The sequence below is a fragment of the Nocardia sp. NPDC041819 genome (assembly GCF_055590505.1).
In genome coordinates this window covers 25,256-36,712 of the sequence record NZ_JBVJAP010000029.1, presented here as the reverse complement: position 1 = coordinate 36,712, position 11,457 = coordinate 25,256, and the positions used below count along the sequence as shown (strand labels likewise).

Below are 11,457 nucleotides of genomic sequence, written 5' to 3'. Positions count from 1 at the left end.
GGGTGAAGAGCCGGAACCAAATAAAACATTTGGCACTGACATTCATCGACACACTATTGAGTTCTCAAAGAACACACGCACACACATCCAACCCGGCCTGAACCGGACCTTCTGTGAGGCAACTTTTCCAGTCTAAGCAAGCAGGCCACCGAAGTCAAGACTATCGGATGATCCACATTGCACTGAGCTACCAGGCGCTCCTCGTACTACCTCGTTTCCCGGTCCATCCGCTCGGCGTCTCCGCCTCGCTTCTCGGCTCCGGGTCGGTGTCCGTGTCGCTCTGACTTGGATAAAGTTACGCGGCGGAAAACGCTACGTCAAATCGCCTGGACAAGCTGGCGTTTCCGCAGGTCAAGAGCATGGGATCGCAGTGATGGTGGCCTTGAATCACACAGATGTGATTCAAGCCACCGTGATCTTCATGCACCTGCCCGCAGAACCCCCGCGAGGTTCTTCTTCCCGCGCCGCAGGACGAGCCAGCGTCCGTGCAGGTAGTCGGCATCCGCCGGGGTCCACTCGATATCGGAGATCTTCACGTTGTTCACCGAGGCGCCCCCTTCGTTCACAGCGCGCCGCGCGGCGCCGCGGCTTTCGGACAGGCCGGTGGCGACGAGCAGATCCACGATGGTGCTCGGCTCGCCGGCTTTGATCTGCGCGACCTCACCGTCGACCGCCGCTTCGTGCAAGGCCGCGCCGAGGGTCGCCTCGTCGAGCTCGCGGAGGTCACCGCGACCGAACAACGCTTGGCTGGCCAGCTGCACCGCGCGGGTATGGGCCTCCCCGTGCACCAGTGTCGTCATCTCGGCGGCGAGCCTGCGCTGCGCTTCCCTGGCATGCGGGCGCTCCGCGGTCGCCCGCTCGAGTTCGTCGAGTTCCTCGCGGGACAGGAACGTGAACCAGCGCAGGTACCGCACCACATCGGCGTCCGCCGTGTTCACGAAGTACTGGTACCAGGCGTAGGGGCTGGTCATCTCGGGATCGAGCCACAGGCTGCCGCCGCCGGTGGACTTGCCGAACTTCTTGCCGTCCGCGGAGGTCACCAGCGGAACGGTGAGGGCGTGCACGGACGCGCCGTCCACCCGGCGGTTGAGTTCGACGCCCGCGATGATGTTGCCCCACTGGTCGGAGCCGCCCACCTGCAGCGTGCAGCCGTAGTCGCGGCGCAACTGCAAGTAGTCGTTGGCCTGCAGGAGCATGTAGCTGAACTCGGTGTAGGAGATGCCCTCGCCGTCCAGCCGCCGCTTGATGGTGTCGCGCGCCAGCATGACGTTCACCGAGAAGTGCTTGCCGATGTCGCGCAGGAAGTCGACCGCGGACAACCGCCCGGTCCACTCCATATTGTCGACGATGACCGCACCGGTCGGCGAGTCGTCCAGGTCGACGAAGCGCTCCAGCTGGGAGCGGATCCGCTCGGCCCAGCCCGCGACGGTGTCGGTGGAGTTCATGGTCCGCTCGCCGACGTCCCGCGGGTCACCGATCAGCCCCGTGGCGCCACCGGCCAGGACGATGGGGCGATGCCCGGCGCGCTGGAAACGCTTCAGTGCGAGCAACGGCACCAGGTGTCCCGCGTGCAAGCTGGCTGCGGTGGGATCGAAGCCTGCATACAGGGTCAGCGGCCCGGCGGCCGCCGCCGCGCGCAGGGCATCCAGATCGGTGGACTGCGCGATCAGTCCGCGCCAGGTCAGTTCGTCGATGATGTCGCCGCTCACGTTGCCCTATCTTTCCGCACCGGATCCGAGGCTTCGTGCGCACCTCGGTGTCGTGGCGCGGCGCGGCGTGAGTCGAACGATTTCGCTGTGCACCACCGACCCTGCCACGCGCACGGCCGGTGGACCGAGTCCACGGGCCGTGCGCGTGGCGCGAGCGCTCAGCGCGACAGGGTTTCCCGCACCGCGACGATGCTGTCGTGCCGCTGGTAGGCGATCCAGGCGAACACCGCGGCCAGTACCAGCGGGAACGGCGCCAAAGCTGGGGCGCCCAGGAGGAAGGCCTGGGTGGCGGCGGCCAGCACCATGGTGATCGACAGACCGGACGCGGCCAGGCCGCTCACCCGCGGCACCAGCAGACCGGCGCCGCCTGCCACCTCGACCAGGCCGGTGAGGTAGCGGAACCAGTCGCCGAAGCCGATCTCGTTGAAGATGCGCACGGCGTCGGACTGACCGGCCAGTTTCGGCAGGCCCGAGGCGATGACCAGGAACAGGCCGAGCAGGATCTGCACCGTCCACAGGGTGCGATCGAGAACCTTGCCCGGCTGGGCGGCGGCGGGCGCGGTGCTGGTGGGGGCGACGGCGGTCATGTTTCTGTCCTTCAGGTCGGTCGCGCCGGGGTCGGAGGCGCGTTCACCTGATAGGACGAGGAGCTTTGCGAGAATTCATCGCCGCGGCGAAAACTTCCGCCGAGTGCTCAGGCCGACTTCTCGGTGGGCAGTGGAGCACGCGGACTGCGCCGGTAGACCGACACCGCCCGCGAGCCCGGAAGCCAGAAACGCCAAGGCAGGTCCGCCGCGCTGCTGACCCCGACCCGCGGACCACTGGCGATCTCGGCGTCCGCGATCGGATCGTGCAACTCGAGCCGAATCGGTGACGCCGGATCGAACAGTGGGGTTCCGTAGTCGCTCAACGTGATTCCCAGCGCGCTGCCGAGGTTGCCCGGGCCGCGGGCCGAGTCGAGGTCGCTTCGAGCCCCGGGGCGCCGTTCGCGCACCGTCTCCAGCCCCTCGACGACCTCGCCGGAGCGGATCAGCGCGGCGCTGGCGACCCCATCCGGGCCGCTCGTCACGTTGATGCAGGTGTGCATGCCGTAGCTGAGGTAGACGTACAGCACACCGGCGGGACCGAACATCACGTCGTTGCGCTTGGTCCGGCCGCGCCCGGAATGCGATGCCGGATCCGGCCATGGCCCGGCCGGGTCTCCGCCGTAGGCCTCGACTTCGACTATCCGGACACCGACCGGGCCCGACCACAAGGTCGCCCCGAGCAGACGTCGGGCGGCAGCGGGTGGTTCGACGGCGAGTTCCTCGACAGGCTGAGCACACACAGCCGCCATTGTCCTCGACGGCTACCACAACGGTTCGCCCAGCCGCTCGGCGACCGTACCGCCCTCGGGGCGGGCAATCGCGCGGGTAGAAGCAACGCCGAGTGCGCGGCACGCACGCGCGCGCGGGCAGGGACACCCGGCCACGAGCCGAAAACGCAATCTCGCCCGAGGAAGCCGGACGGACGGCGACCACGGCGCTCAGATGTACGTGCTGTGCTCGCCGGACCGCAGCGTGAGCAGGTCGTCGGCGATGACCGCGGCGTAACCGACGACGACGATCGCGACCAATTGGGCCCACGCCACCCAGAAGATGCCGATCGGCGTTGTCGCCGCCACCGCGAGCGCCGCGAGCAGGCGAGCCCATGGGCGCGGCAGCCGCAGTGTCAGGCGGAAGAAGAATTGGCCGAGGAAGTACAGCGCGACGCCGCCGGACAGCGCGGCGGCCACGGCGACCGAGGTCGCTTCGTTGCCGTGGGCGACGCTCATCTGAATGCCCGCCGCGGCCACGATGACGCCGATGAGCAGCGGGTACAGCGAGTAGCCGTAGGCCAGCACGGCAGGCCGGGATCGTTCCCGGTCCGGTACCGCGGCCAGCGCGTGCTCGCCACGCTCGTCGTCGACGCCGAAGTACGCCCACCATAGGACGTAGGCCAAGCCGAGACCCAGGCCCACGGTAGCGATCAACTGCGGTGTGATCTTCTCGCCGGCCAGCCCGGCGCCGACGGCGACGATGGATTCGCCGATCGCGACGATCACGACCAGCCCGTGCCGCTCGCAGAAGTGGCCGGCTCGGATCACGAAGTCGCTCGTGTCGACCAGATATGGGCTGAGGATCTGCACCGCGAATGCCACGGCCCAGCAGGCGTACTGCATCCAGCCGTGCACGAATCCGCCTGCCAGTACGAACGCCGCGGCCAGGACGTTGAGCGGGCCGTACCGCCGGATCGCGATCGTCGCCGATGCTCCGCCCGCCGAGGCGAACAGCGCGGTGTGCACGGCGGTGACCAGGACGTACCCGAAGCCGAACGCGATGCCGGTGCCGTGGAACGCATCCGGGATCGCCAAGGCGAGAACGAAGAACGCGAACATGCCCACCAGCAGCCAGGTCCGCCTGCTGGAACTGTTCGGGGCGACCTCGTTGGTGAGCCAGACGTAGCCGGAATACATCCACCAGACCAGTCCGAACAGCAGCGCGACCTGGACGAGCGCCTGGAAGCCCGGGTGATGCGTGTAGACGTGTGAGAGCTGGGTGATGGTGAGGACGAAGACGAGATCGAAGAACAGTTCGAGCGTCGAGGCCCGCAGCTGCCCGCCGTCGGCGGACAGGGCGCTCTGGTTGGTCACAGCTGGAGCCTAGAACGACCGCCGTCACCCCAGCGTGTCGGTGCCCATGGAGAGACCCTTCAGCTTGTACGGGTTGACCTGGAACCGGAGGTTCTGGATCCGTCCGTCGGCGATGTCGTAGGTGAACACGGCCACCGGATTCCCCTCGATGAGCGCCAGCGCGCCGAGTTCACCGTTGATGTGCGCGGGTTCGAGCACGAATCCGGCGACGATCGGCTTGGCCAGCACGCCGAGTATCCAGCGCGCCACGTGATCGGGTCCGTACAACGGCCGGCGCGCCGCGGTGACCACGCCGCCGCCGTCCGACCACGAGGTGACATCCGGGGCGAGCAGGTCCATCAGGGCGTTGAGGTCGCCGCCGGAACACGCGGCCATGAACCGGGCGGTGACATGGTCGCGCTCGGCCTTGTCGGTGTCGAAACGCGGTCGGCGGGATTGCACGTGCTGCTTGGCGCGATGCGCGATCTGCCGGATCGCGGGCTCCGGCCGGTCCAGGGTCTCGGCGATCTCGGCGTGTGTGTAGCCGAAGACCTCGCGCAGCAGGAAGACCGCGCGTTCGACGGGACCGAGTGTTTCCAGGACCACCAGCATCGCCGTGGAGACGGTGTCGGCCAATTCGGTCTCCTCGGCGACGTTCGGTGAGGTGAGCAACGGCTCGGGAAGCCAGGGCCCGACATAGCTCTCGCGAGTGGCCCTGGCCGAGGTGAGCCGGTTGAGCGACAGGTTGGTGACGGCCCGCACCAGGTAGGACTTGGGCTGACGCACCGTGGAGTGGTCGGTCTCGTTCCACTTCAGCCAGGCGTCTTGGAGGACGTCCTCCGCGTCGGTGACGGTGCCGAGCATCCGGTACGCGGTGGCGAACAGCAGACGCCGGTGCTCGAGAAAAGGGTCCTGCTCGGATGTCGAGTCGGTCATGGCTGGATTCTCCTGGTTGCCCGGCCACCTTTGGACAGGGTGACCGACACCGTCATCCGCTTGCTCAGCGTGAAGACCGGCACGGGGCTGCTGCTGACGGCCTCCTTGTAGCGGACGGCGGCGCGTCCGGTCAGGTAGCCGCGGCGCGGACGGTCGTCGGCCTTGGTGAACTGGATGACCGCGTCCTTGCGCCCGAGGCTGACCGGCTGGTGGAAATAACCGAAGCGGAACGGCCGCACGCGCTTGCCGCGCAGCTGCCGCGCGATGACGTCCGCGGTGTAGGCGGCGGTCGGCATCCCGCTCTGGCAGGTGCCGTGGATCCGCCCCCACGCCTGGCGGACCGCGGCGGCGTCGCCGATGGCGTGGATCGTCGGGTGCGACACCGACTTCAGGGTCGGGTCGACCACGATCAACCCGTGCGGGTCGGTCTCGATCCCAGCCTGCGCGGCCAATGGGGAGACGCGGACACCGGCCGTCCACAGCGTCACGTCGGTGTGCACGAGTTCTCCGCCGGCCAGTTCGACCGCGTCGGGCAGCACCTTCACCACGGCCCGGCCGGTCTGCCGGGTGACACCGAGCCGATCGAGTGCCCGATGCAGGTAGGCGCGGGCCTTCGTGCCCATCATGGCGCCGGGCTCCCCGGTGCTGATCAGGGTGACGCGCGCGCCGGGATGGTTCTCGGCGATCTCGGCCGCCGCCTCGATGCCGGTCAAGCCGCCGCCGCAGACCGCGACCGTGCCGCCGCGCGCCGCCACCTCGGCGAGGCGCCGGCCGAATCGGTGTGCGGTGGCGGGGTTGTCCAGGGTCCACGCATGGTCGGCGGCTCCGGGCACGATGCTCGTGTCGGCGGTGCTGCCCAGCGCGTAGATCAACTCGTCATAGGGAAGGCGAGTGGTGCCATCGACGGTGACCTCTCGAGCCATCGGGTCGATGGCGGTGGCCCAGCCCTGGACGAAGGCGACGCCGGTGCCCTCGAGCAGCGCGGGGATCCGGTGGTCCGCCAGCTCTTGGCCCGCGGCCACCTGGTGCATGCGCAGGCGCTCGGTGAATCGCGCCGAAGGGTTGACCAGCGTGATCCGGACGTCCAGCGCACGGGTGCGCCGGGCCAGCCGCACGGCGGCCAGCATGCCGGTGTAGCCGCCGCCGAGGATGACGATCCGATGTGCGGTGTTCATGACAGTGCTCCAATGGTCGGGTCACCGAGGCAGTGTTGGCGGATGGTGACGACCATGGGACAGCTGAGCGGTCCGGAACGTGACACCCCACGGTGTGTTCCGAGTCACAGTCGATGGGCGCGGCCGGCCGGGCGAATCCCGCGCGCACCCCGAGGCCGCGGCACGGGTATCAGGGGCGGGATCGGGGAGGAAATCGGGACGCTTCCGGATGTGTTGTGGCACCACGGATTTCTACCGTCTGTCCATGTCTTCGGATTCCCGGCCGCGCAGGCGGTTGTTCCTCGTTCTCGGCTGCCTCGCGGCATTGCCGGTTTTGGTCCTCGGTGGTGTCGCATGGGTGTACGCCGGGGCGGCCGTATCCACCGTTGGCAAGACGGAATTCCGCAACGAACTGGCCGTACCCGCGCTGGCTCCGTCGCGGGTCGGCGCCGACGGCACGCGCACGTTCGAACTCGACATGCGCGCCGGGCAACGGGAGTTCCTTCCCGGCCGAGCCACGCCGACCTGGGGGTTCAACGGCGACTATCTCGGTCCGACACTGCGGGCGCGGCGCGGGGAGAAGGTGGCGGTGACGGTTCGCAACACCCTGCCGGAGGCCTCCACCGTGCACTGGCACGGCATGCACCTGCCCGCCGCGATGGATGGCGGCCCGCACCAGACGGTGGCGCCCGGCGCCGCTTGGATGCCGCAGTGGACCGTCGATCAACCCGCCGCGACGCTGTGGTACCACCCGCATCCGCACGGCGCGACCGAAACCCACGTGCGCCGCGGGTTGGCGGGCATGTTCCTGATCGACGACGACGTGTCCACCTCCCTGGCGCTCCCCTCCACCTACGGCGTGGACGATCTGCCGGTGATCGTGCAGGACGTGAAGTTCAACGGCGCGACGCTCGACTCCTCGCACGGAATGTTCCGCGATGTCGGTTTCCTCGGCGACCGGACCATGGTCAACGGCACGCTCGCGCCGTACCGGAACGTCGGCGACGAGTTGGTCCGGCTGCGCCTGCTCAACGCCTCCACCGCGCGGATCTACACCTTCGAATTCTCCGACGGGCGACCGTTCGCGCTCGTCGCCACCGACGGCGGCTTCACCGAACGGCCGAGCACCCAGGATCGGCTGCGGCTGTCGCCGGGTGAACGCGCCGAGATCGTGGTGCGGATGCGACCTGGCGAACGCGCCGTACTGCGCTCCGGCGAACTCGACGCCGGACTCGATTTCTGGACACAGCGTTTCGCCGGGGGTGACGACACGTTCGACATCCTGGAACTGCGCGCGGCCGAGACGCTGCGGCCGTCACCGGAGCTGCCCGCGGCCCTGGCTCCTCCCAGCACCCCGGACGGCGGCGATTCGGTCCGGGAACGGAATTTCGACCTGAACCTCGCCGGGATCAACGGCACCCCGATGGTCATGGACCGGATCGATTTCGCGGTGACGCGCGGCACCACGGAGACGTGGGTGGTGCGCAACGGCGACGGCATGCCGCACAACTTCCACATCCACGACGTGCGGTTCCGCGTGCTCGCGGTGGACGACGGCCCGCCACCGGCGGTGCTGACCGGCCCGAAGGACACCGTCTTCCTGCCACCGGGCAGCACGATGCGATTGGCCATGCGCTTCGATGGCCCGGCCGATCCGGACGCGCCCTACATGTACCACTGCCACCTGCTCTGGCACGAAGACCTCGGAATGATGGGCCAGTTCGTCGTCGTGAACCCGGGCCAGGTACCGGGGACCCCGCCGACGCACCACGGCCACTGACTCTCCGACCGACACTCTTGCCTGTTCAGCGCGGGCGCGCTAAATTCATCACATAGTGAATTCAACACTCGATGAATTGAGGCGACCGTGTCGCAAGCCATCCCATCCCCCGCCGTCGAGGTACGGAACCTGCGGGTCCGTCGCGGCGGCCGCGAAGTACTGCACGACGTCTCGCTGACCATCCCGCGCGGCTCGATCACCGGGCTGCTCGGCCCGTCGGGATGCGGCAAGACCACGCTGATGCGCAGCATCGTCGGCACTCAGATCATCGAATCGGGCGATGTCAGCGCGCTCGGCCGCCCGGCGGGTTCTGCGGCGCTGCGCCACCTGATCGGTTACGTCACCCAGGCGCCGAGCATCTACAACGACATCAGCGTCCGCGAGAACGTCGCGTACTTCGCGGCGCTCTACGGCCGCGACCGCGCCGACGTCGACGACGCGATCACGGCGGTCGGTCTGACCGATCACGCCCACCAGCGCGGCGACGAACTCTCCGGCGGGCAGAAGACGCGCGCGTCACTGGCGTGCGCCCTGGTCGCCCAGCCCGATCTGCTGGTTCTCGACGAACCGACCGTCGGCCTCGATCCTGTGCTGCGCGTCGAGCTGTGGAAACAGTTCCACGAACTGGCCTCGAACGGGACGACGCTGCTGGTGTCCAGCCACGTCATGGACGAGGCCGAGCACTGCGACCGGCTGTTGCTGATGCGCGAGGGGCAGTTGCTCGCCCAGCTCAGCCCCGACGAACTGCGCGCGCAGACCGGCGAGCAGAACCTGGAGACCGCTTTCCTCACCCTGATCACGATGGGACAGAACGCATGACCGCCACCATGGAAGCCGCGCCCCGGCGGACGCCGACGCTGCGCCCCTATGCCGCTACCACCGGCCGCATCCTGCGTCAGCTGCGCAACGACCACCGCACCGTCGCCATGATCCTGGTGGTTCCCGCGCTGCTGATGGCGCTGCTGTATTTCATCTACAAGGACACCCCGACCAACCCGCTGAATCCCGTCTCGCTGTTCGACCGGGTCGGCATCAGCATGCTCGGCATCCTGCCGTTCATCGTGATGTTCCTGATCACCGCGATCGCCATGCAGCGCGAACGCACCTCGGGCACGCTGGAGCGGCTGCTGTCGACGCCGCTGTCGAAACTCGACCTGCTCGCCGGTTATGGCACCGCGTTCTCGCTGGCCGCGGCCGCGCAGGCCGTCGTCGCCTGCCTGGTCTCCTTCGGGCTGCTCGGGCTCGGCGCCGCGGGCAGTCCGAGCTGGGTGGTGCTGGTCGCGGTGGTCGACGCGGTGTGCGGGGTGGCGCTGGGACTGCTGGCAAGCGCGTTCGCGCGCACCGAATTCCAGGCCGTACAGTTCATGCCGGTCGTGGTCGCGCCGCAGATCTTCCTGTGCGGCCTGCTCGTTCCCCGCGGCCAGCTGCCCGATTGGCTGGAGGTGATCAGCAACGTGATGCCGTTGAGCTACGCGGTCGACGCGCTGCAGCAGGTTTCGACGCATCCGGAGGTCACCGGCCAGATGTGGCGTGATCTGGCCATTGTCGCCGGGTTCGCGATCGTCGCCCTGTGCCTGGGCGCTGCCACGCTACGACGGCGGACCACGTGACGGCAGGCAACGGCTCCGGCGGCGCCGGGCGGCCTACCCGCACGGGCCGCCGACCGGGGCAATCGGGCGCCCGCGAGGCCATCCTCGCGGCCGCCCGCGCGCGTTTCGCCGACGCGGGCTTCGACAAGACCTCGGTGCGCGCGGTCGCCACCGACGCGGGGGTGGATCCGGCCCTCGTGCATCACTACTTCGGCACCAAGCAGCAACTTTTCGCCGCGGTGGTGGAATTCCCGGTGGATCCCGAGGCGACACTGCGCATCATCGAGGCCGCGCCGCTGGATCGCTTGGGCGAGACCATCATTCGCGCGGTGGTCGGGGTGTGGGACTCCCCCGCGGGGCCCGGCGTCGTCGCCGTGGTGCGCAGCATCCTGGCCGGCAGCGACGATCCGTCCCTGGCCAGGAGATTCCTGTTGGAGGTGGTGCTGGAGCGCATCCGCCTGCGCATCGCCACCCCGGAGGACGACGGACGGGTCCGGATCGGTTTGGTCGCGTCGCAGATGATCGGCGTGCTGGTGGGCCGCAAGATCGTCGGGGTCGAACCGCTGGCCTCGATGCCCGCGGCCGACCTGGTCACCGCGGTGGGCCCGACGCTGCAGCGCTATCTCACCGGAGACATCGGCCGGGAACCGGCGTCCCCGTGACCGCGGCGATCACCGGGGCACGCCGGAGCCGTCACTCCACGACTTCGACGACGTCACCGGGCCAGAGGTATTCGTAGAACGCCTTGGCGCCCTCGTGGGTCATCCGGACGCAGCCGTGCGACTTCTTCTCGATCGGGCCGACGTGGAAGGCGATGTCGCCGTTGAAGAAGGTCGCGTACGGCATCGGAGCGTTGTGCATGGTGCTCCAGTGGAATTCCTTCTTGAACGACACGTGGAAGACTCCGGGCGGCGTCTCGTATCCCGGCATCCCGTGCGAGATCGGCGTGGGGCCGTAGACCACCTTGCCCTCGTCCATCAGCCAGGCTTCGTCGGTGGACAGCCGCATGCACGCGCGAGCCGCCGTCGAACACGGCGCGACGGGCGGCGGGGGCGGAATCAGCGCGGGCATACCCGGGATGTCCGGGCCGCCCGGCCAGAGCGGTTCGGCCTGGGCGGGCACCGCCATGGCGAATGCCGCCGCCGCGACTCCGCAGGCGATCGCGCATCGAGCCGTCCAGTTACGTAAACGCGAGTCGCTCATTACGTTCCCGACCTCTCTCCCATACGCCACCTGTGCCGCTCATCAGGTCGGCCGCAGCGCCCCTTCGCTGGAGCGCGTGGACCGTCGCGAAGTGCAAATGATCATGGCGGACCCGGCTCCAAACGGTCAATGGCCGCAAAACGACCGTGACGCATCCGTTGCCCGGCGGCGGGCGAGTCGTGCGAAGAGAGTTCGGTGGGTCAGGCGTCGGGCTGGGCGGTGAACGCGTCGTGCTCGGCGTCGGTGACGTCCCTTGCCTCGTCGACGAGCAGGACCGGGATGCCGTTCTCGATCGGGTATGCCCGGCGCAGGCGCGGGTTGTAGAGCAGCGCGCTGCCGTCGGCGGCGCGGACCAGCCGCAGCGGGCCCTTGTCCTGCGGGCAGGCCAGCAGGCTCAGCAGTGTGGCGTCCAACGTGGTGTGCTCAGGCATACGAG

At 68.7% G+C, this 11,457-nt stretch carries 12 protein-coding genes; 4 read left to right on the top strand and 8 right to left on the bottom strand.

Annotation, left to right across the window (positions count from 1 at the left end):
* Window positions 1-419: 419 nt before the first annotated feature.
* The 6 genes from tyrS to ACZ6DL_RS37000 form a co-directional block, all read right to left on the bottom strand.
* On the bottom strand, window positions 420-1,709 hold the full coding sequence (gene tyrS / locus ACZ6DL_RS37025) for a tyrosine--tRNA ligase (RefSeq protein WP_466058277.1): 1,290 nt from the start codon (window positions 1,707-1,709) through the stop codon (window positions 420-422).
* Between the two features lie 158 nt (window positions 1,710-1,867).
* Window positions 1,868-2,296 (bottom strand): DoxX family protein, encoded by a 429-nt coding sequence (locus ACZ6DL_RS37020; protein WP_466058275.1) that lies wholly within the window; start codon window positions 2,294-2,296, stop codon window positions 1,868-1,870.
* Window positions 2,297-2,403: 107 nt separating this feature from the next.
* Entirely contained in the window at window positions 2,404-3,045 is a 642-nt protein-coding gene (locus ACZ6DL_RS37015) for a DNA-3-methyladenine glycosylase (RefSeq protein ID WP_466058274.1), read from the bottom strand.
* A 189-nt stretch (window positions 3,046-3,234) separates the two neighbouring features.
* Window positions 3,235-4,380 (bottom strand): low temperature requirement protein A, encoded by a 1,146-nt coding sequence (locus tag ACZ6DL_RS37010; protein ID WP_466058273.1) that lies wholly within the window; start codon window positions 4,378-4,380, stop codon window positions 3,235-3,237.
* 24 nt (window positions 4,381-4,404) lie between these two features.
* Window positions 4,405-5,295: an RNA polymerase sigma-70 factor gene (locus ACZ6DL_RS37005; RefSeq protein WP_466058272.1), complete on the bottom strand. Its 891-nt coding sequence runs from the start codon at window positions 5,293-5,295 to the stop codon at window positions 4,405-4,407.
* Complete coding sequence (locus tag ACZ6DL_RS37000; RefSeq protein WP_466058271.1) at window positions 5,292-6,470, bottom strand: NAD(P)/FAD-dependent oxidoreductase; 1,179 nt, start codon at window positions 6,468-6,470, stop codon at window positions 5,292-5,294. The genes ACZ6DL_RS37005 and ACZ6DL_RS37000 overlap by 4 nt, the downstream gene beginning before the upstream one ends.
* Before the next feature lie 244 nt (window positions 6,471-6,714).
* On the opposite strand from ACZ6DL_RS37000, the gene ACZ6DL_RS36995 reads away from it, so the two are divergent.
* The 4 genes from ACZ6DL_RS36995 (at window position 6,715) to ACZ6DL_RS36980 (ending at window position 10,480) form a co-directional block, all read left to right on the top strand.
* Window positions 6,715-8,229, top strand: coding sequence for a multicopper oxidase family protein (locus ACZ6DL_RS36995; RefSeq protein ID WP_466058269.1), 1,515 nt, complete (start codon window positions 6,715-6,717; stop codon window positions 8,227-8,229).
* Between the two features lie 87 nt (window positions 8,230-8,316).
* On the top strand, window positions 8,317-9,048 hold the full coding sequence (locus tag ACZ6DL_RS36990) for an ABC transporter ATP-binding protein (RefSeq protein WP_357041941.1): 732 nt from the start codon (window positions 8,317-8,319) through the stop codon (window positions 9,046-9,048).
* Window positions 9,045-9,839 (top strand): ABC transporter permease, encoded by a 795-nt coding sequence (locus ACZ6DL_RS36985; RefSeq protein ID WP_466058267.1) that lies wholly within the window; start codon window positions 9,045-9,047, stop codon window positions 9,837-9,839. The genes ACZ6DL_RS36990 and ACZ6DL_RS36985 overlap by 4 nt, the downstream gene beginning before the upstream one ends.
* Window positions 9,836-10,480: a TetR/AcrR family transcriptional regulator gene (locus ACZ6DL_RS36980; protein WP_466058265.1), complete on the top strand. Its 645-nt coding sequence runs from the start codon at window positions 9,836-9,838 to the stop codon at window positions 10,478-10,480. Before ACZ6DL_RS36985 ends, ACZ6DL_RS36980 begins: the two co-directional genes overlap by 4 nt.
* Window positions 10,481-10,511: 31 nt before the next feature.
* On the opposite strand, the gene ACZ6DL_RS36975 is transcribed toward ACZ6DL_RS36980, so the two are convergent.
* Both ACZ6DL_RS36975 and ACZ6DL_RS36970 read right to left on the bottom strand, forming a co-directional pair.
* Complete coding sequence (locus ACZ6DL_RS36975; protein ID WP_466058263.1) at window positions 10,512-11,021, bottom strand: L,D-transpeptidase; 510 nt, start codon at window positions 11,019-11,021, stop codon at window positions 10,512-10,514.
* Window positions 11,022-11,221: 200 nt separating this feature from the next.
* Window positions 11,222-11,452: a Trm112 family protein gene (locus ACZ6DL_RS36970; protein ID WP_040866139.1), complete on the bottom strand. Its 231-nt coding sequence runs from the start codon at window positions 11,450-11,452 to the stop codon at window positions 11,222-11,224.
* Window positions 11,453-11,457: the final 5 nt, after the last annotated feature.

Coding starts and splice junctions, on each gene's coding strand:
- ACZ6DL_RS37020 (WP_466058275.1), bottom strand. CDS start 2,296: ATGACCGCCGTCGCCCCCACCAGCACCGCGCCCGCCGCCGCCCAGCCG.
- ACZ6DL_RS37005 (WP_466058272.1), bottom strand. CDS start 5,295: ATGACCGACTCGACATCCGAGCAGGACCCTTTTCTCGAGCACCGGCGT.
- ACZ6DL_RS36975 (WP_466058263.1), bottom strand. CDS start 11,021: ATGAGCGACTCGCGTTTACGTAACTGGACGGCTCGATGCGCGATCGCC.
- ACZ6DL_RS37000 (WP_466058271.1), bottom strand. CDS start 6,470: ATGAACACCGCACATCGGATCGTCATCCTCGGCGGCGGCTACACCGGC.
- ACZ6DL_RS37015 (WP_466058274.1), bottom strand. CDS start 3,045: ATGGCGGCTGTGTGTGCTCAGCCTGTCGAGGAACTCGCCGTCGAACCA.
- ACZ6DL_RS36970 (WP_040866139.1), bottom strand. CDS start 11,452: ATGCCTGAGCACACCACGTTGGACGCCACACTGCTGAGCCTGCTGGCC.
- ACZ6DL_RS36995 (WP_466058269.1), top strand. CDS start 6,715: ATGTCTTCGGATTCCCGGCCGCGCAGGCGGTTGTTCCTCGTTCTCGGC.
- ACZ6DL_RS36985 (WP_466058267.1), top strand. CDS start 9,045: ATGACCGCCACCATGGAAGCCGCGCCCCGGCGGACGCCGACGCTGCGC.